General features: G+C 63.4%; 16 protein-coding genes and 1 tRNA gene. 9 read left to right on the top strand and 8 right to left on the bottom strand.

What is annotated here, in order from left to right:
- The first annotated feature begins 191 nt into the window (after positions 1 to 191).
- The 6 genes from CK228_RS30045 to CK228_RS30020 all read left to right on the top strand — a co-directional run bounded on the left by CK228_RS30045 (position 192) and on the right by CK228_RS30020 (position 7,199).
- Complete coding sequence (locus CK228_RS30045; RefSeq protein WP_095775493.1) at positions 192 to 1,640, top strand: XRE family transcriptional regulator; 1,449 nt, start codon at positions 192 to 194, stop codon at positions 1,638 to 1,640.
- Between the two features lie 142 nt (positions 1,641 to 1,782).
- Positions 1,783 to 2,736, top strand: a complete 954-nt coding sequence (locus tag CK228_RS30040; RefSeq protein ID WP_095790165.1) for a DMT family transporter — start codon at positions 1,783 to 1,785, stop codon at positions 2,734 to 2,736.
- 349 nt (positions 2,737 to 3,085) lie between these two features.
- On the top strand, positions 3,086 to 4,183 hold the full coding sequence (locus CK228_RS30035) for a polyamine ABC transporter substrate-binding protein (protein ID WP_095790164.1): 1,098 nt from the start codon (positions 3,086 to 3,088) through the stop codon (positions 4,181 to 4,183).
- 80 nt (positions 4,184 to 4,263) lie between these two features.
- Positions 4,264 to 5,406, top strand: coding sequence for an ABC transporter ATP-binding protein (locus CK228_RS30030; protein WP_095790163.1), 1,143 nt, complete (start codon positions 4,264 to 4,266; stop codon positions 5,404 to 5,406).
- Between the two features lie 9 nt (positions 5,407 to 5,415).
- Complete coding sequence (locus tag CK228_RS30025; RefSeq protein WP_095790162.1) at positions 5,416 to 6,384, top strand: ABC transporter permease subunit; 969 nt, start codon at positions 5,416 to 5,418, stop codon at positions 6,382 to 6,384.
- Positions 6,381 to 7,199 (top strand): ABC transporter permease subunit, encoded by an 819-nt coding sequence (locus CK228_RS30020; RefSeq protein WP_095775498.1) that lies wholly within the window; start codon positions 6,381 to 6,383, stop codon positions 7,197 to 7,199. Before CK228_RS30025 ends, CK228_RS30020 begins: the two co-directional genes overlap by 4 nt.
- A gap of 139 nt (positions 7,200 to 7,338) precedes the next feature.
- Here CK228_RS30020 and CK228_RS30015 read toward each other — a convergent pair whose 3' ends face one another.
- Positions 7,339 to 9,192, bottom strand: coding sequence for an AsmA family protein (locus tag CK228_RS30015; RefSeq protein ID WP_095790161.1), 1,854 nt, complete (start codon positions 9,190 to 9,192; stop codon positions 7,339 to 7,341).
- A 197-nt stretch (positions 9,193 to 9,389) separates the two neighbouring features.
- Between CK228_RS30015 and CK228_RS30010 the strand changes: the two genes are divergently transcribed.
- A complete protein-coding gene (locus CK228_RS30010; protein ID WP_095790206.1) occupies positions 9,390 to 11,348 on the top strand; it encodes an acetoacetate--CoA ligase in 1,959 nt (652 codons plus the stop codon).
- A 247-nt stretch (positions 11,349 to 11,595) separates the two neighbouring features.
- On the opposite strand, the gene CK228_RS30005 is transcribed toward CK228_RS30010, so the two are convergent.
- Positions 11,596 to 15,588, bottom strand: coding sequence for a PAS domain S-box protein (locus tag CK228_RS30005; protein WP_095790160.1), 3,993 nt, complete (start codon positions 15,586 to 15,588; stop codon positions 11,596 to 11,598).
- 250 nt (positions 15,589 to 15,838) lie between these two features.
- Here CK228_RS30005 and CK228_RS30000 point away from each other — a divergent pair, with 250 nt between their 5' ends.
- Both CK228_RS30000 and CK228_RS29995 read left to right on the top strand, forming a co-directional pair.
- On the top strand, positions 15,839 to 16,297 hold the full coding sequence (locus CK228_RS30000; RefSeq protein ID WP_095775501.1) for a phasin: 459 nt from the start codon (positions 15,839 to 15,841) through the stop codon (positions 16,295 to 16,297).
- A gap of 354 nt (positions 16,298 to 16,651) precedes the next feature.
- Positions 16,652 to 16,728 (top strand) — tRNA-His (locus CK228_RS29995).
- A 64-nt stretch (positions 16,729 to 16,792) separates the two neighbouring features.
- Here the strand turns inward: CK228_RS29995 and CK228_RS29990 are convergent.
- The 6 genes from CK228_RS29990 to CK228_RS29965 all read right to left on the bottom strand — a co-directional run bounded on the left by CK228_RS29990 (position 16,793) and on the right by CK228_RS29965 (position 22,350).
- Complete coding sequence (locus tag CK228_RS29990; RefSeq protein ID WP_095775502.1) at positions 16,793 to 17,605, bottom strand: SDR family oxidoreductase; 813 nt, start codon at positions 17,603 to 17,605, stop codon at positions 16,793 to 16,795.
- Positions 17,605 to 18,603 carry a sugar phosphate isomerase/epimerase gene (locus CK228_RS29985; protein ID WP_095790159.1) on the bottom strand — a complete coding sequence of 333 codons (999 nt, stop codon included), beginning with the start codon at positions 18,601 to 18,603 and terminating at the stop codon, positions 17,605 to 17,607. Before CK228_RS29985 ends, CK228_RS29990 begins: the two co-directional genes overlap by 1 nt.
- Before the next feature lie 29 nt (positions 18,604 to 18,632).
- Positions 18,633 to 19,400, bottom strand: a complete 768-nt coding sequence (locus CK228_RS29980) for an SDR family oxidoreductase (RefSeq protein ID WP_095790158.1) — start codon at positions 19,398 to 19,400, stop codon at positions 18,633 to 18,635.
- A 14-nt stretch (positions 19,401 to 19,414) separates the two neighbouring features.
- The gene (gene ugpC / locus CK228_RS29975) at positions 19,415 to 20,521 is read right to left on the bottom strand and encodes a sn-glycerol-3-phosphate ABC transporter ATP-binding protein UgpC (protein ID WP_095790157.1); all 1,107 of its coding nucleotides are present in this window, start codon (positions 20,519 to 20,521) and stop codon (positions 19,415 to 19,417) included.
- A 67-nt stretch (positions 20,522 to 20,588) separates the two neighbouring features.
- A complete protein-coding gene (locus CK228_RS29970; RefSeq protein WP_095790156.1) occupies positions 20,589 to 21,494 on the bottom strand; it encodes a carbohydrate ABC transporter permease in 906 nt (301 codons plus the stop codon).
- On the bottom strand, positions 21,487 to 22,350 hold the full coding sequence (locus CK228_RS29965) for a sugar ABC transporter permease (protein ID WP_245438141.1): 864 nt from the start codon (positions 22,348 to 22,350) through the stop codon (positions 21,487 to 21,489). The genes CK228_RS29970 and CK228_RS29965 overlap by 8 nt, the downstream gene beginning before the upstream one ends.
- Positions 22,351 to 22,363 lie beyond the last annotated feature (13 nt).

Below are 22,363 nucleotides of genomic sequence, written 5' to 3'. Positions count from 1 at the left end.
GCACATCTGGATGTGACTGAATTTACATTGCGGCGCGAAATCAGCCAGAAAAATCAGGCTATGTGGCCGAGAATTAGGGAAAACCTGTGTTGTGTTTGACGGGGGGTTGATGTAAATCTGTCATAATTGTAAAAACTCACCGGCAATGGGATTGCCGCGAACGTCGTGTAAATTCCTGTCAAGAGCAGTCGATGGCTGAGCAGAAGATTTTCGCCGGGCCGCGCATCCGCCGCATCCGCAACGCCAAGGGCCTGACCCAGACGGCGATGGCCGAGGGGCTCGGCATTTCGCCGTCCTACCTCAACCTGATCGAGCGCAACCAGCGGCCGCTGACGGTGCAGCTGATCCTCAAGCTGGCATCCGTCTACAAGGTCGACCCGCATGAGCTGCAGGGCGAGGCGAGGGGATCGGTCGCGGCCTTGAAGGAGGTGTTCACCGATCCGCTGCTGGTCGGCGAATTGCCGGGAGACCAGGAGTTGATCGAACTTGCCGAGGCGGCGCCCAATGCGTCCGCGGCGGTGATAAAACTGTTTCGTGCCTATCGCGAGCAGGCCGATCGGCTGTCAGACCTCAATGAACTCCTGGCGCGCGAGGGGCGGGCGACCGCGCTGTCCGGCGCTCGCCTGCCGATCGACGAGGTGCATGAGACCTTCGAGCGGCGGCCAAACCATTTTACGGCACTTGAGGAAGAGGCCGAGGCGTTCACCGCGGTGCTTGATCCCGGTGACGATCTGTTCGGTGCGTTGAAGGCATGGCTGAAGCGCGAATACGGCATCGTGGTCAAGGTGCTGCCGGTCGCCACCATGCCGAACTGGCGCCGCCGCTATGACCGCCATTCGCAGCGCCTGTTCCTGTCCGAGCGCCTGTCACCGTTCGACCAACTGCGCGAGGTGGCGATGGAGGCCTGCCTGATCCGCATGACGGTCGCGGTCGCCGGCGAGATCCAGGCGCTCAAGCTGACCACGGACGAGGCCCGCCGCCTCGCCCGTTTCGAGCTCGGCCGCTATGCCGCGCATGCGCTGATGATGCCCTACCAGACCTTTCATGCCGCCGCCGTCCGCGCCCGCTACGACATCGACGTCCTGCGTTCGCGCTTCGGCGTCTCCTTCGAGCAGGCGGCGAACCGGCTGACCATGCTGCAGCGGCAGCGCGCACTCGGAGTGCCGTTCTTCATGCTGGAGGTCGACAATGCGGGAAACCGCTTTCGCAGGGCCGGCAGCCAGGGCTTTCCGCACAGCCGCTTCGGTGGCGGTTGCCCCAAGCTGCCCGTCCATGCCGCCTTCACCCAGCCGGGCCAGGTTTTCGTCGAAGCGGTGGAAATGCCTGACGGCGCCGAGTTCCTGTGCATCGCCCGCACGCTTGAGGGGCCGCAGGGCGCGTTCGCGGAGCGTCCGCGCCGCACAGCACTGCTGCTCGGTTGCGACATCGGCTTTCGCGACGACATCGTCTATGGCGCGGCACTGCCCGGCGCCGCGGTCGGCGCAAGGGCTGGACAAGGCGCCGTCGCGGCGACGCCGGTCGGACCCGCCTGCCGGCTTTGCGAGCGCGTCGGCTGTCTGGCGCGCGCCGAACCGCCGGTGACGCGTCCGCTTGGCCTCGACGAGATGGTGACGGGCCTGAGCGCCTTCGACTTCCAGTAATGCGGCAGCAGCAGTAAAGGTGCCACAATCGTCGCCGGTTTCTGGATCACTCGCGGCGTAGCTCTTTGCGTTACGCGAACAGAGCAGTTTTTTGTCGCCCCTTGCGCATCGCCCCGTCCACAAAAGCTCGACAGTCGCGGCCATGACAGACGCAGCATCATCGCCGGGCCTTGTTGCATCGACTTCCTCGCCGCGCGAGGAACGTGTCGGCATGCTTCTGGTCTTCCTGTCGGCGCTGATGTGGAGTTTCGGCGGCACCATCGCCCGCTTCATCACTGTCGGCGACAGCTGGACGGTTATTTTCTGGCGCTCCGTCTGGGCCGCCGCCTTCCTGCTCTCTTTTATGACCTGGCGTGACGGCTGGCGCGGCATGCTGAAATCGTTTCGCGACATGGGACTGCCTGGCCTTGCCGTCGGGTTCTGTTTCGCCATCGCATCGACCGCCTTCGTCGTGGCACTCGTCTACACCACCGTCGCCAACATCCTCTTGATGCAGGCCGGCGTGCCGCTTCTGGCGGCGCTGTTGGCCTGGGCCTTGTTTCGCGAACGTGTCAGTGCCGTGACCTGGGTGGCGATTGCCGCCGTCATTGCCGGCGTTGCCATCATGGTGTCTGAATCGCTTGATGGCGCCGTCTCGCCCATAGGCGACGGGCTGGCGCTGCTGATCGCTTTGATGTTCTCGGTCGCCACCGTCATCACAAGGCGGTTCGCCAGCGTGCGCATGACGCCGGCGACCTGTCTCGGCACGATCCTGGCCGCGGGCTTTGCCGCCTCGCAGGCGTCTACCTTCACAGTGTCAGCCGCCGACATGGGCTTTCTCTTCGCCTTCGGCGTGGTCAATCTCGGCATTGGTCTTGCCTTCTTTGCCACCGGCGCGCGATTGATCCCGGCGGCCATCGCGGCACTGCTCGGCACCTTCGAGCCGATCCTTGGGCCGATATGGGTCTGGCTCATCCATTCCGAGGTGCCGTCCGGGCGCACCATCATTGGCGGCGCCGTGGTGGTCACCGCGCTGCTCGTCCATATCGGGCTCGAGTTCAAGCGCCAGGCACGGCCCGAGCGCGCGGGGGTCACCGGGGTGCCGTCGCCTAATTGATGCGGCGTGCAGCTTTGCCATTGACAAATTCGCTGCCGCGCGGGCAGGCTGAGACTACGGCAACAACAAGACAGGCGTATCTTGCCAAGTCTCCCTGCCGGTCAGATTGAGACCGGACCACATCGTCGTATCTCTGCCCGCGCCACGGCGAAAGCCTTTGACGGCATCGGCACGCCACCCGGGCCGCTGCAGAGACACAGAGCCATCACCTGCCGCTCATCGAACCGCCTGCATGGTGTCGGCGGTTCGCGCTTGTCGCTTTCTGGAAAGCTCAATAGTCTGAAACAAATGCCCGGTCGCGCGGGTTCGCGACGAGCCGGCGAAGGAACACTCACCAAAGGAGAATAGCATGATCCGCAAAGCGCTCTGGCTTTCGGCGACCTCGGTATTTCTGACATTGTTCACGCCCGCCGGGCATGCCGAGGACCGCGTCGTCAACGTCTTCAACTGGTCCGATTATATCGACCCGACGATCATCGACGACTTCACCAAGAAGACCGGCATCAAGGTCGTCTACGACACGTTCGATTCCAACGAGATCCTGGAAACCAAATTGCTGGCCGGTGGCAGCGGCTATGATGTGGTCGTGCCGAGCGGCAATTTCCTGGCCCGCCAGATCCAGGCCGGCGTTTTCCAGAAGCTCGACAAGTCGAAACTGCCGAACCTCTCCAACATGTGGGATACGGTTTCGCAAAGAACCGCCAAATACGACCCCGGCAATGAGTATTCGATCAACTACATGTGGGGCACGGTCGGCATCGGCTACAACATCAAGAAGGTGCAGGCAGCGCTCGGCACCGACAAGATCGACAGCTGGGACGTGTTCTTCAATCCCGAAAGTCTCGCCAAGCTGAAGGATTGCGGTGTCTATGTGCTGGATTCGCCGGCCGACATCATTCCGGCGGCGCTGAAATATGTCGGCCTCGACCCGAACAGCACCTCGCCCGACGACATCGCCAAGGCCGAGGAAGCCCTGATGAAGGTCCGCCCCTTCATCAGGAAGTTCCACTCGTCGGAGTACATCAATGCGCTCGCCAATGGCGACATCTGCCTGGCGGTCGGCTGGTCGGGTGACGTCTTCCAGGCGCGCAACCGCGCGGTCGAGGCCAAGCAGGGCGTGGAGATCGGCTATTCCGTGCCTAAGGACGGCGCCCAGATGTGGTTTGACCAGATGGCGATCCCCGCCGATGCGCCGCATGTCGCCGAAGCGCATGAATTCCTCGACTACATGATGACGCCGGAAGTGATCGCCAAATCGTCGAACGCCGTGCTCTACGCGAACGGCAACAAGGCCTCGCAGCAGTTCGTCGACAAGGCACTGCTGAGCGACCCGGCCGTCTATCCCGACGACGCGACCTTGCAGAAGCTCTACACGGTCTCCCCTTATGATCCCAAGACCCAGCGCGTCATCACGCGCACCTGGACCAAGATCGTTACCGGCCAATAAGCATCTGAAGCGACCTCGGCAGACAACTGCCGGGGTCGCGTTCTTGGGGCACGAAGCAGGAAGCAAAACGGAGTGGGGATATGAAATCGCTTGGCAGCATCCGCAGGGATTTCGCGCCATGGAACGACCCGAACGCCAAGCCATACATCCAGTTCGACAACGTCACCAAGAAGTTCGGTGACTTCACCGCCGTCAACAATCTGTCGCTGACCATTTTCGAGCGCGAGTTCTTCGCCCTGCTCGGCGCCTCGGGTTGCGGAAAGTCGACGCTGCTGCGGATGCTTGCCGGTTTCGAGGAACCGACGGCCGGCCGCATCCTGCTCGATGGCCAGGATCTGCGCGGCATCCCGCCCTATCGCCGGCCGGTCAACATGATGTTCCAGTCCTATGCGCTGTTCCCGCATATGACGGTGGAGAACAACATCGCCTTCGGCCTCAAGCAGGAAGGCATGCCCAAGCCCGATATCGAAAAGCGCGTTGCCGAGATGCTGAAGCTGGTCAAGCTCGAGCAGTTCGCCAAGCGCAAGCCGCACCAGCTCTCCGGTGGTCAGCGCCAGCGCGTTGCTCTCGCCCGCTCGGTCGCCAAGCGGCCGAAGGTGCTGCTGCTCGACGAGCCGCTCGGCGCGCTCGACAAGAAGCTGCGCGAGGAAACCCAGTTCGAACTGATGGACTTGCAGCAGGAGCTCGGTCTCACCTTCGTGGTCGTCACCCACGACCAGGAAGAGGCGATGACCATGGCCGATCGCATCGCCATCATGGACAAGGGCGAGGTCATGCAGGTGGCGACACCCGCGGAAGTCTATGAAGCCCCGGCCTCGCGCTTCGTCGCCCATTTCGTCGGCAATGTGAACATGTTCGAGGGCAAGGTCGCCGAGCGGTCGGCCAACACCACCCGCATCACCGGACCGAGCGGTGCCCAGATCGTCGTCCAGAATGGCGGTGCCGCGGCCGCGGCCAATGCCGATATCGTCTTCGCCATCAGGCCGGAAAAGATCAAGGTCTCGTCGAAGAAGCCGGCCGATGCGGTCAACGCGCTGGAAGGCGAGGTCTATGACGTTGCCTATCTCGGTGACATGACCGTCTACCACATCAGGCTCGACGATGGGCAGATCGTGCGGGCAAGCGCCTTGAACGCGGCGCGCGTGACCGAGGATCCGCTGACCTGGAACGACCGCGCCTGGGTATCCTTCCGGCCCGATGCCGGCGTCGTGCTGGCGCGGTAGGGGGCTGATATGTCCAACATCGCCGTCGCCGATGCCGCCGCGCCACCGGCCGCCGCCAAGCCGTTCCTGACGCGGCTGGGTGCCGGTTTCATCAACCGGCTCGTCATCATCGTCCCCTACCTCTGGCTGCTGTTCTTCTTCCTCATCCCCTTCGTCATCGTCTTCAAGATTTCATTGTCGCAGACGGCGATCGCCATGCCGCCCTACACGCCGGTGCTCGACTTCAGCGACGGCGTCTCCGGCTTCTTCGCCGGGTTCCGCGACCTCAACTTCGACAACTATGTCTGGCTGACGCAGGACGCGCTCTATTTCAAGGCCTACATCACCAGCCTGATCATCGCCGCCATTTCGACCGTGCTGACGCTGCTGGTGGGCTACCCGATAGCCTATGGAATGGCGCGCGCGCCGGCTACCATCCGCCCGACCTTGCTGATGCTGGTCATCCTGCCGTTCTGGACGTCGTTCCTGATCCGCGTCTATGCCTGGATCGGCATTCTGAAGCCCGAGGGCCTGCTCAACCAGCTGCTCTTGTCGCTGCATATCATCAACCAGCCGCTGGTCATCCTCAACACCTATACGGCGATCTTCATCGGCATCGTCTATTCCTACCTGCCCTTCATGGTCCTGCCGCTCTATTCGTCGCTGGAAAAGATGGATTACTCGCTGATCGAGGCGGCCAAGGATCTGGGCTGCCCGCCGACCGCGGCTTTCTGGAAGATCACCTTCCCGCTGTCGCTGCCGGGCGTCATAGCCGGCTGCCTGCTGGTGTTCATCCCGGCCGTCGGCGAATTCGTCATCCCCGACCTGCTCGGCGGATCGCAGACGCTGATGATCGGCAAGACGCTGTGGAACGAGTTCTTCGCCAACCGCGACTGGCCGGTCTCGTCGGCCGTCGCCGTCATCCTGCTTTTGCTGCTCACCGTGCCGATCATGCTTTTCCAGCAGGCACAGGCGCGTGCCCAGGAGCAGGGCAAATGAACACCACCTGGAGCCGCTTCAACGTCACCTCGATCGTGCTTGGCTTTGCCTTCCTGTACCTGCCGATCGTGCTGCTCATCGTCTTCTCCTTCAACGAATCCAAGCTCGTCACCGTCTGGGGCGGCTTCTCGACCAAATGGTACGTCTCGCTGTTCCACAATCAGGGCCTGATGGACGCCACCTGGGTGACGGCGCGTGTCGGCGTCATTTCGGCCACTGTGGCAACCGTGCTCGGCACGCTGGCGGCACTCACCCTGACGCGCTACACACGGTTCAACGGCAGGGTGCTGTTCTCCGGCATGGTCTTCGCCCCGCTCGTCATGCCGGAAGTCATCACCGGCCTGTCGCTGCTGCTGCTCTTCGTTGCCGTCGGGCTTGACCGCGGTTTCTTCACGGTGACGCTCGCCCACATCACGCTGACGATGTGCTTCGTGGCGGTCGTCGTGCAGTCGCGCCTGGTTTCCTTCGACCGGTCGTTGGAGGAGGCGGCGATGGATCTTGGCGCAACGCCGGCCAAGACCTTCTTCCAGATCACGCTGCCGGTGATCCTGCCGGCGATCGTATCCGGCTGGATGCTGGCCTTCACGCTGTCGCTCGACGATCTGGTTATCGCCAGCTTCACCTCTGGACCGGGCGCCACGACGCTGCCGATGAAGATCTACAGCCAGGTCCGTCTCGGCGTGACGCCGGAGATCAATGCCGCCTGCACCATCCTGATCGCCGTCGTCGCGGTCGGCGTCATCATCGCTTCGATCGCCAACAAGCGTCGTGAGGTGCAACGCCAGCTCGACGAACAGGCGGCGCAACGCGGCTGAGCATGATCCCGAAAAGTGGAAGCCGGTTTTCGGGCAAGATCATGCTCAACTGGACGGAAGCGTGATCGCGAAAAGCATGACCTGGGGCCTGACCCGAGGGCGAAGCCGGTTTGATGCTCAACGAAACGTAAGCGCGCTCCTATTCGCCCGAAACGCCACGGCTTATCGGCGAAATGAACGGCGTGCTCCAGGTTCCGCCGACGAAGAAGGACGACTGGTTGGGGCCTTGCTGGCCGGTCTTCTGCGCCGACGCCTGGTCCGGCTGGATGACGCCGCCGGACAGCGCCAGTCCGCGCCCCGCATAGGAGGCGATGCCGGAAAGCCAGATCTTGTATTTCGCCGAATTGGCCTCGGCCTTGTCCAGCCTCGCCACGCCTCGCGAAATGGTTGCCTTCACTTCGGCGCCGTCGATCGGCAGCGTGCCGTCCGAGACGTCGTCGAGCGCGAAGAAGCCGCCCTGTTCGGTATGCTTGAGAAAGGCCGGCAGGTTGAACTTGCTGAGAGCGCCGGGGCCGAAAGTCGCCGAGACCGAACCGTCGGCGTTTTCAAAGATCGAATCCCAGGTCCTGCCCGGTCCCTTGAGGATGACCGAAACGGTGCCCGTGCCGACCGGCACCAGTCGGGTCATGCCCGCCGCCGTGCCGAACGCGCCGCCATCGACATCGGACGCAAGCAGCCGGATCTCGACCTGTGTGCCCTCGGGCTTGCGGTCGAATCGGAGGCTGGTCTGGATATTGCCGCCAAAGGCCGAGGCGTCGGAGATATCGAAGACGGAAAGACCGTCCTTGACCTGGGCGGTTGCGGCGACATCGGCAAGCTGGATCGTTCCGGCCGTGGCATGCGCCGCCGACAGCCTCAGATCGAGATTGACCCGGTCGGCGAAACTTGCCTCAACGTCACCTGGGCCGGCCCCGCTCGCCGGTCCCAGCGGGGTGAAGGCGGACAGAAACGATCTGAGGTCGAGCGTGTCGAAGGCGAGCGTGCCCGAGATCACGGGTTGGGCGTCGCCAAGCGACAGGTCGAGCGCGCCCATGCCCGGATTGTTGTCCAGCGTCAGCGCCGTGTTCTCGAACTTGACGCGTCCGGCCGACGCCGTGACCTTGCTCGAAATGCTGACCGAGCCGATCGCGGCACTTGGCGCGATACCGGCCTGCGACCATTCCAGCACACGGCGCAATGAGGGTGCCGCGAACTTCACCTGGCCGTCGAAATAGGCGTTGTCGGACATGCTGGCCGTGCCGTCGAAGGAGAAGGTGGCGGGTGCTGCCTTGAAAGACAGAGTGAGCGGCGCCACACCGCCGGCAAACAGCACCAGCGGCTTCTGTGAGGCAGCGTCGAGGGCGACGCTTTCGCCGCGCCAGATTCCGGTTGCCGACAGCGTCGCATTGCTGTTCATCGCCGCCCAGGTCGCCTGACCGCTCAGGCTGCTCAGGATCTCCACGTCCTTTCCGTTGACGGAAGTCACCATGCGGCCGTCCCTGAATTCAACCGTGCCGAAGGCATCTGTCGGCAGCTTGTCGAGGTCGGGCTTGGCTGGATCGGCACTGACCACGCCGCGTGCCGTGTCGATGGAGCGCGCGATACGCCCACCGGTCGGCGCAGTGGGCAGGAACAGGCCGTCCGCGGTGCGCTGGACCCGGATCGTCGGCCGCACCAGCCGCGCCGTGGAAAACGCCACGTCGCCCTGCAACGCCGCCATGGCCGATAGGTCGATTTCGACGCGTTCGGCTTCGACGACCGGCGGCGCGTCGGTGTCCGTCCATTTCGAAAGCGTGACATCGGTCAGGATCGCCCGGAATTTCGGCCAGACCTCGATGCGCGGCGAGCCTTCGATGGCGACCCGGAAGCCGCTCCAGGCGCTCATTTCCCAGGCGATGCGATCGCGCACGATGCGCGTCGAGGCGATCAGCGGCAGGGCTGCGACCACCAGAGCGATGACGATCACGGCAGCGCCGATCGCCCATACTCCGCGGCGGATCAAGGATGATGGCATCTCGCCCTATATGCTTCCGTTCCGATTAATCGCCTGACGCAAAACCCCAGTCGTCACTACGACTTAGGACTGAGGCATTTCAAGTCTTTATGGCCCGGCGATGGCATTTGCGCACACCTGAGCGCTTCGGCCCAACAAAATCTTGCTCTGCCGCGCTGCGATATGCATAAGCGATGACGACCGTGGGAGGACCGATCATGGCTGCCGAAGTACCGCTCTGGACCCCGACGCAAGACCGGATCGACGCTTCGCCATTGACAGCTTTCCAGAAGGTCGCGGAGGCGAAAGCCGGCGCCACATTCGCCTCCTATGGCGACCTTCACCGCTGGTCGGTCGAGGATCGCGAGACCTTCTGGAGCCTGGTCTGGGACTTTTCCGGCATTGTCGGCGAAAAGGGCGAGCGCCTGCTGGCCGACGGCGACAAGATGCCCGGTGCCTCCTTCTTTCCCGACGCGACGTTGAATTTCGCCGAGAACCTGTTGAAGAAGACCGGCGCGGGCGAGGCGATCGTCTTTCGCGGCGAGGACAAGGTCGAGCGGCGGCTGTCCTGGAACCAACTGCATGGCCTGGTCTCGCGCCTGCAGCAGCTCTTCCTGTCGCTCAAGGTCAAGAAGGGCGACCGCATCGCGGCGATGATGCCGAACATGCCCGAGACCGTCGCCGCCATGCTGGCTGCGGCCTCCATCGGCGCGGTGTGGTCATCCTGCTCTCCCGATTTCGGCGAACAGGGCGTGCTCGACCGGTTCGGCCAGATCGAGCCTGTCATCTTCATCGCGCCCGACGGTTATTGGTACAATGGCAAGGCGATCGAGGTCGCCGACAAGGTCGCGGCGGTCGCGGCCAAGCTCGGCAGTGTCCGCAAGGTGCTGCTTGTCGACTATCTCGGCACTTCGGCCGATGTGGCGGCAACCATCGACAAGGCGGTGGCGATGGAAGAGGCGCTGTCGCCCTACGCCGCCAGGCCAGTCAGCTTCGAACCTCTGCCGTTTTCGCATCCGCTCTACATCCTGTTTTCATCAGGAACCACCGGCATCCCCAAATGCATTGTCCACTCGGCCGGTGGGACGCTGATCCAGCATGTCAAGGAACACCGGCTGCATGCCGGCCTCGTCGACGGCGACCGCTTCTTCTATTTCACCACCTGCGGCTGGATGATGTGGAACTGGCTGGTGTCGGGCCTGGCTTCGGGGGCGACGCTGCTGCTCTATGACGGTTCGCCCTTCTACCCCGACGGCAATGTGCTGTTCAACTTCGCCGATGCCGAGAAGATGACCTTCTTCGGCACCTCGGCCAAGTTCATCGATTCCGTGCGCAAGGCCGGCCTCAAGCCGATCCGCAGCCATGATTTGTCGACCGTGCGATCGATATCCTCCACCGGTTCGCCGCTGTCGCCCGAGGATTTCCGCTTCGTCTACGACGGCATCAAGCAGGACGTGCATCTCGCCTCGGTTTCCGGCGGCACCGACATCGTCTCCTGCTTCGTGCTCGGCGTGCCCACCCAGCCGGTATGGACCGGCGAGATCCAGGGACCCGGCCTTGGCCTGGCCGTCGATGTCTGGGACGACGACGGCAGGCCGATCCGGCAGGAAAAGGGCGAACTGGTCTGCACCAAGGCGTTTCCGTCGATGCCGATCGGCTTCTGGAACGACCCTGACGGCAAGAAATACCAGGCGGCCTATTTCGAGCGTTTCGACAATGTCTGGTGCCATGGCGATTTCGCTGAGTGGACGGTGCATGGCGGCATGATCATCCATGGCCGCTCGGATGCTACGCTCAACCCGGGCGGGGTGCGCATCGGCACGGCGGAGATCTACAACCAGGTCGAACAGATGCCGGAAATCCTGGAAGCGCTGTGCATCGGCCAGGATTTCGACAATGACGTGCGTGTCGTGCTGTTCGTGCGGCTGGCCGCGGGCGTCCAACTGGACGAGGATCTGGAAAAACGCATCCGCGCCAAGATACGCAGTGGTGCCAGCCCGCGTCACGTACCGGCCAGGATCGTCGCGGTCACGGATATTCCGCGCACCAAGTCGGGCAAGATCACCGAACTCGCCGTGCGCGACGTCGTGCATGGCCGCGCCATCAAGAACAAGGAAGCGCTCGCCAACCCGGAAGCGCTGGAGCTGTTCAGGAACCTGCCGCAGCTTGCCGAATGATCCCGATCGGGATGGTTAACGAACCATGTCGCGGGAATTTACCTAGATTTCACGAGTGGTACACATTCGTAAATTTTTCGGCGAGCCGGTAAGGACTTGTTAAGGCCCGGCCCCGATAGTCGCATGTAACTTGAGGGAGAAATCCCGTTCCTCTGCCCCCGGAGGATCTGAATTCGCTCAAGCCCCCGTTGTGACAGCAATCCCATCTCTTAAGGCGTCCTCCAGGGCGCCTTTTCTTTTGGACTCGCTATTCCGCTAGCACCCGGGTCGAAGGAAACGCGACCTCGACCAGCGTGCCTTCGCCAGGCGTCGAATTGATGGTGAAGCGGGCGCGGTTTGCTTCCACCATCGCCTTGGTCAGCGGCAGGCCAAGGCCGGTGCCGTCGCCGCGGCCGCGCTTCAGCGCGTTGATCTGCTTGAACGGCTTCAGCGCCTGTTCGATCTCGGCCTGGCTCATGCCAATCCCCGTGTCGCGCACCCGCATGACGACGTCGCCTGAAGTCTCATAGGCGGTCGAGACGATCACCTGGCCGCCGGCCTGGGTGTAGCGAATGGCGTTGGACAGGATGTTGAGCGCGATCTGGCGCACGGAGCGCAGGTCGGCCACCACTTCCGGCAGCCGCGAGGCGAAGCTGGAGCGGATGATGACGCGTTCGCGGTTGGCCTGCGGCTGCATCATCGCCACGGTCTCGGCCAGCGTGTCGTTGAGCGAGACCGCCTCATAGGCCATTTCCTGCTGGCCGGCCTCGATCTTCGAGATGTCTAGCAGGTCGTTGACCAGGTCGAGCACATGGTTGCCCGAGCGATTGATGTCGCGCAGATAGTCGCGGTAGCGGTCATTGGCGACCGGCCCGAACTTCTCGTCGACCATCAATTCGGAAAAGCCGATGATGGCATTGAGCGGCGTGCGGATCTCGTGGCTGATGCGGGCAAGGAAATCGGTCTTCTGCGAGGACGCCCGTTCGGCCACCGCGCGCGCCTGGGTGAGATCTTCCTCGGCTCGCTTCCACTGCGTGATGTCGCGCACGACAGCGCAGAACCCGCTGTCATTGGGCAGCCGGCCGATGGTCATGAACAGCGGGATGAAGCGCCCTTGCGCCTCGCGCCCGATCACCTCGCGGCCGTCATTCATGACGCTCGCCACGCCGGGTTCGGAAAGCCCGGTGAGATAGTCGCGCGCCGCGCGCTGGCTTTCGATGGCGAACAGCGAGGCGAAGGGCTTGCCGGTCACCTCGTCGCTGTCGAAACCGAACAGCGCTTCGGCCGGGCGGCTGATCGAGCGGATGGTGCCGTCGCTGCCGATCAGCACGACGCCGTCGGTAGCGGTGTCGATGATGGTGCGCATCTCGGCGATGCGGGCCTTGAGCTCGGAAATGTCGGGTTGTGTCGGCTCTTCGCCGACCAAGTGCAGGGCTGCGGGCGCGTCATCATCGCCGGAACGGCGCACGACCAGCATCAGCGCCTTGCCGTCGCGCCAGGGAACGGAGCGCAGGATGGCGTCGATCGGGAATTCCTGGCCATCGCGCGTTTTCAGCCGCAGTGCCCGGTCGCTGCCGTCGGAGGTGCCGTCATCGGCATAAGGATCGGCGAACAGCGCACCCAGGCCGCCGGCGTCCTCGAGATCCTCGAGCGTGTCATAACCGGTCAGGTCGAGGAACTCCTCATTGGCATAATGCAACTGATCGCCCGAATGGATGAGCAGCGGCACCGGCAGCTTGCCGAGCAGCGAAGTGTCTGGAGCCTTACTTTCGTCGCCGACGGAAAATGCCGACGGCACGATCCCTTCGGTCTTGAGCGGCGGCACTTTCAGGCGTGGCCGTTCGGCCGGGCTCTCGCCGCCGCCGCTTGCGGCTTCACCGCCAAATGTCGCGGGCTGCTCGTCAGTGGCAGCGGTTTCCGCGCCGTCGCCCCAGTCCTCACTGTCCTCGGCATCGCGAAAATCGGCCGACGTCATGCTCTCATCGTCGTCGGTCCCGACATGTCCGGCGTCTGCAATTGCCGGTTCATCGTCGATTGCGGCGGGCTCGTCACTTTCCGATTCTGTGGTGACCGGTTCAGAGGCCGTGGGCTCGTCATTGTCCGCGACGGGGCTCGCCTCGGCATAGCTGAGCAGCGAGCCTGTCGCGCTGGCCGGCGTGTCGCTGTCCTCCTGGCGAACCATGTCGTCCGGGTGACCGCCATCAAGCCGCGCGAGATCCGCCTCGTCCTCGGCGTCGGTCTCGGATGGTTCGGCCAGCACCGTGTCCTTCTCCGGTTCCGCCACCGGGGTTTCGCCGGCCTCTGCCGGCGCCTGATCCAGGGCGGCTTCAGGCGTCGACGCAACATCGGAGACGGCCTCGATCGGAGTTTCCGTCTTGGCGGCCGGGGCCTCCACTGCTGTTTCAGCCGCTGGCTCAACCTGTGTGCTGGGCTCCGGTTTCGTCGTGCTTTCGATGCCGGGCTTTTCGGCTTCCGGCGGCTCGGTGGATGCACTGTCCTTCTTCAGCCGCTCGCCGATCTCACGGAAGGCGCTGCGTTCCAGTGTCGACAGCCCTTTGTCGTTGGCCGGCTGCCGGTGTTCGGCCAGGCGGATGACCTTGTCGGCAAAGCGCCGCTCTTGTTTCGGCACGATGGTCAGCGCCGGCACCTCGCCCTTGAATGGATCCGCCGCATTTGGTTCCTCGGCCTTCGACTCGTCCGCCTTCGGCTCCTCAGCCGGAGGTTTCACGGTTTCCGGTTCCGGCGTCGCCGGCCGCTCGCCATTGGGCAACAGGGCCATGCCGATCGCTTCCGGATCGACGATCGCATCGCCGGTCCGGGCAACGCCGAAGCCGCGAAAACCTTCGAAGGCGCGGCTGCGGCCATAGACGGGCAAAGCCGCCAGGTCGACGGGGATCTTCAGTTCGGTGCCGACGACAGGCCATAGCACGGAGCGGCCGGACCAGGTATCGCGCCGCTCCAGCAGGCCAGCGATCTCGCCGGACGCGTCAAGGCCGAAGGCCGCCGCGACATCCCTGAAGCGCCGGCCGATCACATCGGCTGCCGGCTTGCCGACAATGTCGGCGAATTCCGGCGACAGCGTGCTGAACTTGCCTTCGGCGTCGGTGCGCCAGACGAAGCGCAGCGGCGCTGCCGAGCGGTCTATTGTCCGAGTTGGGGGCGTGGCTGCCGGGGAGGCGGGCTCGCTCTCCTTCGCGCTGTCCACCGAAGCCTCGGCGCCGGTCGCTTGGACCACATTTTTCGCTTCCGGCGCGGCAGGCGCGGGTCGCGCGTCATCCTCGCCGACATTGAAGTACCAGTGATCGTGCTGTGCCGGCGTGCCGCCCGCTGTCGGCTGATCATTGTCGGCGGCAACCGGAGTCGGTCCGGTCGGCTCCGAAATCTCTTGCGTGGCCCGTTCCGGCATATCTTCAGGCGCCGGCTTGGAAGGGGCGGGCTCGGGCTCGATCTCGGCAGTACCAGGTGACCGTTCGACGGCCTCCGCCTGCGAAGCATCCGCCGTCGGCTGATTGTCCTGATGAGGATCGGATTGTGCGGCGGTGCTTTCCGTTACTTTAGGAGCGGGTTCTGCCGAAGCTTCTGAGACAGACGCATGGTCCCCGAGCTGATCCTCATCGATCACAACCAGGAGGTGCCGCTCCGGCGTCAGCCGCGCGAGCCCGGCGGGGTAGGAAGTGTTGCCGCCCGGAACGAGACGCTTGACAATGCGTTCGCCCTCGGCGGCCACATCGGCGACCAGGGCGGCCAGCGTCGCGGGCTGGATGCCGAGCTTCAAAAAGCCGTCCGACGCGGCCTCGACATTGCCCCCGGCATCGATGAAGGCGATGAAATGGCCGTCTTCGGTGAAGCCGCTGATCGCCCGGCTGGCGATTTCGGCGGCACCGCGTGAGCCTGTCTGCGCCGCCGGCACCGCCAGCATGATCGCCTTCTCGCCGTCGGGCAGCGTCACGGCACTCGCCTGGAAGCCGACGGTCCTGCTGGTCATGCCGGTCGCCAGCCTGACGGTGATGCCGCGATCGCTGCCGATCTCGGGAAAGCCGCTGGTCGCCATGATCTGGCGGCGGGCAATCAGCGGCAGCTGTGCCGAGGCGCCGATGATCGCTTCGATGTCGGGATAACCGAACACCGCGGCGCCCGGCCCATTGGCCCAGATCACCTGCTCCAGGTCGACCGACAGGATCGCGATCGCGTCGCCGGCGGCAAAGCGCTGGCGCACCGCGTCGAGCACGGCGACGTCGAGGAAGGAATATTCGGACGGCATGCGCTTGGCGAACCCTCACGGAGCGGCGAAATTTGCAGTTAACGCTTTGTTAATAAAAGCCGAAGGCGCGAAGGTCCACAAGCCAGAACGTGCAAAGGCTGGTTTCTGGGCTTTTGGTTAACGGCCAGAAAGAAATTTATGGTGCACTGCAACAAAGATATTGCAATGCACAAAAATTGCCTTTATATTGCCATCATACATGAACGAGACGGCTTTCCGTCAAAGCCGCTGCCGCTGAAAAGGATGGAAAATGTCCAGGACCAAAACTGCCGAGACCATCGAAAACGTTGAATTCCCGAGCTTCGACGCTTCCAAGGCCACCGACCAGATGCGCGCTTTCGCCGAAAAGGGCGTTGAGCAGTCGAAGGAGGCCTATGCCAAGCTCAAGACCGGCGCCGAGGAGACCCAGAAGGCTCTGGAGTCGACCTACGAGACCGCCAAGACTGTTTCCAGCGACCTGTCGCTCAAGACCATCGCGGCGCTGCGCGCCAATGCCGAAGCCGGCTTCTCGCATCTCGAAGCCCTGATCGGCGCCAAGTCGCTGTCGGAAGTCGTCGAACTGCAGACCGCTTTCCTGCGCAAGCGCGTCGAGTTGACGGTCGAGCAGGCCAAGGATTTCCAGGCCGTTGCCTCCAAGGCGGCGGAAGACGTCTCCAAGCCGATCAAGACCGCCTTCGAGAAGGCGATCAAGGACATTAAGGCTGCCTAATATTTGCGCATGATCTGAGGATGCAACAAAAGGTCGCATTTTCTCAAAAACGATCAGGCGTATGGTGGTAGCCATCACGAAATACCCGGCGAGTGGAACCTCCTCCCTCTGCTCCCCGGGGTGACCAGCCAGCTCCTCCTCCCGCTGGCTCGTAACAGGAAAAGGCCGGCACCTCCTCCCGCCGGCCTTTTTCTTTGCCCGGCGAACCGCCACTGTTGCGTGACATGTGGGGAAGTGGCCTTTGCTTCGCAAAAGCCTTGAATTAAAATCCATAAGCCCGTATGGACGCATCGCCGAACGACAGAGTGGATCGCTTGAGACGAGTTCCCGAAGAGATTCTGCTCAGGCAAATGTGCCGTTGTAGCTCAGCTGGTTAGAGCGCCGGATTGTGGATCCGGAGGTCGCTGGTTCGATCCCAGCCAACGGTACCATCTACTTATCCCATAAGTGGCAACCTCCACCTGAGGGGCGGCTGCCGCTGTAGTCGGCGCGCATTCAACCTGGAAAGATGGTGAAACCACCATCGACGCGGATGACCTGGCCGTTGATGAAGCGCGCGCGCGGACCGGCGAGAAAGGCCACCGCCTCGGCGATCTCCTCCGGCTCCGCATAGCGGTTTAGCGATTTCTTGCTCGAATCCATGCGCGTCGGATCGACCACTCGGGTTGCCTGGAACCGGGCCGTCTTGGTGGCGCCAGGGCTGACCGCATTGATGCGCACGCCGTCGTCGATCAGCTCCTTGGCGAGGCAGCGCGTGTAATGCACGACCGCGGCCTTCAACGTCGAGTAGACGACCTCGGGTGAGACGCCGAGATGTGCTGCCGCCGACGCGATGTTGATGACGGAGCCGCCGCCGCGCTGCTTCATGGGCGGCACGAAGGCCTGGCAGACCAGCATCGTGCCGATCAGATTGTTTTCGGTGAGCACACGGATGTCGTCCAGTTCGATGTCGAGGGCGTTGTTCGGGTTCGGCTTGCCGCCCTTGGCGCCGATGTCGCCGCCGGCGCAATTGACCAGCACATGCACGTCGCCGAGATCGGCCTCGATCTTGCGCTTCATCTCGGCCACCGCCTTCTGGTCGCCAATGTTGCCGGTCACCGACGTGACCTTCGTGCCATGACGCTTCAGGCGCTCGGCCACCTCTGCGAGATTGGCGAACTCGCCGTATTTGGCCGGCGCTGTTTCGTCCATGTCATGGATCGCGACATTGGCGCCGAGTTCCGCCAGGCGCTCGGCCATCACGCGACCGAGGCCACGGCCGGACCCGGTTACGAAGGCGGTCAATCCATCGAGTTCACGTGCCGTCATCAGATCTTCTCCACTTTCATCAAACCAAGGTTGCGCATGTTGGCGGCGCTGCGCCGGATCATGTCGAGCTCATAGGAAACGAGGGAAACGTCGTCTTCGCGCTCCCAAGGGGTGCGGTAGTCGGCATCATCGGGCAGCCGATTGCGCTGCGCGGCCCGCAGGCAGGCGGCAAATTCGCGCGCCGTCTTCGGCGGATAGCCGTACCACCAGTCGTCGCTGAGAAAGCGGACATGCCGCGCCTCCAATGCACCCGGTTCGAGAACGGCGGTCATGCGATCGTGGTGTTCGGCAAGAACTGCGAACAGTTCGGCAAACGGCACTGCACCATCGCCGATGGCACAGCGGATCAGCCTGTAGCCTTCGGTCGTGAACTGCACGCGGTAGTCCTTGAGGTGGACATGGCGGACGTAAGGTGCGATCCGACGCGTAAAATCGAGCGGCGCTTCGCCGACCGGGAATGTGTTGCCGGTGTCGAAGGTGATGCCGACGCCTTCGCCGCCGAGTGCGCAGAAATCGGCGAGTTCCTGGCTGGTGAAGTCCTGGTGGTTTTCGATCGCCAGGACATGGCCTTCGGCAATCGCGCGCGGACCCCATTCCTGCAATCTCGCGCGAATGATGCCGGCGAACTCGCTCCATTTCTCGCCGGCAGCGTTGCGGTCGCCACACAGAACCGGCGTCAGTGCCGTTCGGATGATTTTGGCCTTGAGCAGGCGCGCGGCCCGAAAGGCATCATCGAGCGGTTCACCGACCAAAAGGCCGCCGCTGACGATCGGGGTGATGCCGAGGCCAGCGAGCCTTTCGCGTAGCGCGATGACCGCATCGTCGGAAAGCTCCGTCAGCCATGGCACCCAGATCTCCAGCACCTTGGCGCCGAGCTCGGTCGCAAGCGCGATGAAACCCTCCAGCCCCGCCGGCTTGGGATTGGCGCGTGGCGTGCCGCGGGCCTGCAGGCCGAGATGATAGGTCAGACCGTAGGGATTCAGGCCCACCTGGAGCATGGAGCGATCCTTGGATTGGGGTTTCGCCGTCATCGCAGACCGGCATCCACGGTGATCGACTGCTTGGTGATCATGCGGCTGTCGTCGGCGGCGAGGAACAGCACCGTACGCGCGATCTCCTCGCCCAGCAGAACCCGGCGGATCATCTGGCGCTGCACGACCTGGTCGACCGTGCCCTGTGTCTTGTACCAAAGCCGCCGTTGCCGGTCGGTGATGACGGCGCCCGGCTCAATGGCGTTGACACGGATGTTGTCGGGGCCAAACGCCCGAGCCAGCGCGAATGTCAACCCGACCACCGCGGCCTTGGCCGTCGCATAGGCCGCCATCTCCGCCGCGCCGAAGCGCCAGGCGATCGAGGAAAAATTGACGATCGAACCAAAGCCCAACTCCTTCATGTGCGGATGCACGGCCTGGGCGGCAAAGAAGTGGTGCCTGAGGTTCACGTCCTGGGCGTGGTCCCAGTACTCTTGCGTCACCTCGGCGACCGGGTGGCGATTATCGTCGGCGGCGTTGTTGACCAGTACCGCGACAGATCCGACGCGGTCGCGCACCGTGCCGATCGCAGCCCGGAGGGCGGCAATATCGGTCACGTCGCAGCGCATGAATAGGGGCGGGTGCGTTGCCGTGGCGGCGATTTCCCGCGCGAGCTCTTCGCCGGCCCCCTGCTGCAGATCGAGAAACGCGACGCGTGCGCCATTGGCGGCGAAGGCGCGAACCGTGTCGGCGCCGATGCCAGACGCGCCGCCGGTAATCAGCACGACACGGTCGGCCAGGCTCGGATAGGTGGCAAAGGACAAAAGCGGAACTCTCTTCAGATCAGGCGTTGGGTCGTCGGGTCGAACAAGCAGGCACGCGCCATGTCGATGCCGAGCGTCACCGTCTCACCCATCCGAGGCGTGCCGTCGGGGTCGAAACGACCGGTGATCTCCTTGCCGCCCAGGCGCAGAACGGCCATGGTCTCCGCACCCGTCGGCTCGACCAGTTCGACCACGGCATCGATTTGCGCGATGCTTGGCTTGCGACGGGCAAGATCGGGATCAAACCGGTAGATGTGCTCCGGCCGGATGCCCAGCAAGAGCTGTCGCGGCGTATGGGACGGCAGCGCCTGGACGATCGGCAGGCTGGCCGTGTTGCCGTCGGCGGTCGGCAAGACAACAGTCGGGCGGCCGCCTTCCTGGCTCAGTTCGGCCGGCAAAAAATTCATCGCCGGCGAACCCATGAAGCCCGCGACGAACATGTTGGCGGGACGGTTGTAGATCGTGGCCGGCTCATCGAATTGCTGGACCGAGCCCTGATGCATCACGGCGATGCGCGAGGCCAGCGTCATCGCCTCGACCTGATCATGCGTGACGTAAACCGTCGTCTTGCCGACACGGTGATGCAGCTTCTTGATTTCGGTACGCATGTCGACGCGCAGCTTGGCGTCGAGATTGGAGAGCGGCTCGTCGAACAGGAACAGTTTCGGATCACGCACCAGCGCCCGGCCCATCGCGACACGCTGGCGCTGGCCGCCCGAAAGCTGTCCGGGCTTGCGCCCAAGCAGCGGTTCGATCTGCAGGAACGCTGCAACCCGCTTGACGGCCTCGTCCTGCTGCGGCTTCGGTACGCGGCGGCTTTCCATGCCGAAGGTGATGTTCTCGCGCACCGTCATCGTCGGGTAAAGCGCGTAGGACTGGAACACCATGGCGATGTCGCGGTCCTTAGGCGCAACCGAATTGACCAGCCGGCCGTCGATGCGGATCTCGCCGGAGGTTACGGTTTCCAGCCCGGCGATCATCGCGAGCAAGGTGGACTTGCCGCAGCCGGACGGTCCGACCAGCGCGATGAACTCACCGTTCTGCGCCTCGAGATCGATGCCCTTCAGCACCTCGACCGAGCCGTAGTTCTTGCGCAGGGATCGGATGGTCAATGTCGACATGCGATGCCTTTCTTGGCGGTCGAGGCGATCGGCGACATCAGATAGGCTACGCTCACTTGATCGCGCCTCACTTGATCGCGCCCTGGGTCAGGCCGCGGACGAAATACTTGCCGCCGAAGAGATAGATCAGCAGCGGCGGCAGCGCGCCGATTAGCACGGCGGCGCTCATGACATCGTAGGCGCGTACATTGGTGCCGCTTGCCGTCAGCGCGACGAGTGCGGCCGTGATCGGCTGTTGCTGCCCGGAGGTGAAGACGACACCGAACAGATATTCGTTCCAGATGCCGGTGAACTGCCAGATCACCGTGACGATCAGGATCGGTGAGGAGAGCGGGAGAATGATCTTGCGGAAGATGCGCCAGAAGCCTGCGCCGTCGATGCGTGCCGCCTTGATCAGATCGTCGGGGATGCTGACGTAGTAGTTGCGGCAGAACAGCGTGGTGAACGAAATGCCCTGGATGACGTGGATGACGATGAGCCCGTAGGTGGAATTGCTGAGGCCCAGATTGCCGAGGATGAACGCCCAGGGCATCAACGAAATCTGGCCCGGAATGAAGACGCCGAGCAGCATGCAGGTGAACAGCGCTTCCGAACCCTTGAAGCGCCATTTCGACAAGATGTAACCGTTCATCGCGCCGACCACCGTCGAGATGATTGTCGCCGGGATCGTCATTTTCAGAGAGTTGTAGAAGTTGCGCTGCATGCCCTCGCAGGTGCCGCCGATGCAATATGTGCTCCAGGCCTGGCCCCAGGCTTCGAGGCGGAAACTGCGTGGCAGCGAGATCAACCCGTTGCGCGCGATCTCTTGCTGATCGCGGAATGAATTCAGCACCACGACCAGCAATGGCACCAGGTAGATCGCCGCGAAGATAACCAGCAGCCCATAGATGACGAAGCGGGTGAGGAAATGCCTGCGCGCCGCAACTGTGGCAGCGTGATGATCCTGCGTCTGGTCCAGCGGGACGTCAGCCATGGCCGGCTTCCTTGCGCCGGCGCCAAACCACCCAGAGGGAATACGGCACCAGCACCACGGCAAGAGCGGCAAGCATCATGATGGCCGCCGCGGCGCCTTCGCCGATCTGGCCGCGTTGGAACATCAGGTCATAGACGTAAATGGCAGGGAACGTGGTCGAGATTCCAGGGCCCCCTTTCGTGAGGGCCGCCACGAGGTCGAAGGTCTTGATGGCGAATTGGATCTGGATGACGGCGACCGCCAGGAAGATCGGCGCAATCGTTGGCAGAAGCACTTTGCGATAGATGCGGAAGGTCGATGCGCCGTCGATCTGCGCGGCCTTGACGAGGTCCGCATCCACCGAGCGCAGACCCGCCAGGAAGAGCGCCATGGCAAAGCCTGAGGACTGCCAGACACCGGTGATGATCACCGCATAGATCGCATAGTGTCGGTCGCTGGCGAGTGCGAAACTGAAATTTGTCCAGCCCAATCCGCGCACCATCGCCTGGATACCGTCGGTCGGGTTGTAGAGCCAACTCCAGACCGTGCCGGTGACGATGAAGGAGACGGCCAGCGGATAGAGGAAGATCGTGCGCCAGACCGCTTCTCCGCGCACGCGCTGGTCGATCAGGATCGCCAGCAGCAGTCCCACCGCCATCGAGCCGACGATGTAGAAGCCGCTGAAGAGAAAGAGGTTGTCGTAAGCGATATTCCAGCGCCGGTTCGCCCAGAGTGACGCATAGTTGTCCAGACCGACGAAGCCGTAGGTCGGCAGCAGCGAGGAGTTCGAGAGCGAGATGTAGAGCGTCCAGCCGGTGAACACGAAGACGTAGACGAAGCTCGCCACAAGCGAGGGGCCGAGCACCAGCAAGGGCATCGCCGAGCCCAGC

The sequence above is a fragment of the Mesorhizobium sp. WSM4312 genome (assembly GCF_002294875.1).
Classification (GTDB): domain Bacteria; phylum Pseudomonadota; class Alphaproteobacteria; order Rhizobiales; family Rhizobiaceae; genus Mesorhizobium.
The sequence above is the reverse complement of the archived record's forward strand: the minus strand, read 5'-3'. Positions and strand labels throughout refer to the sequence as shown.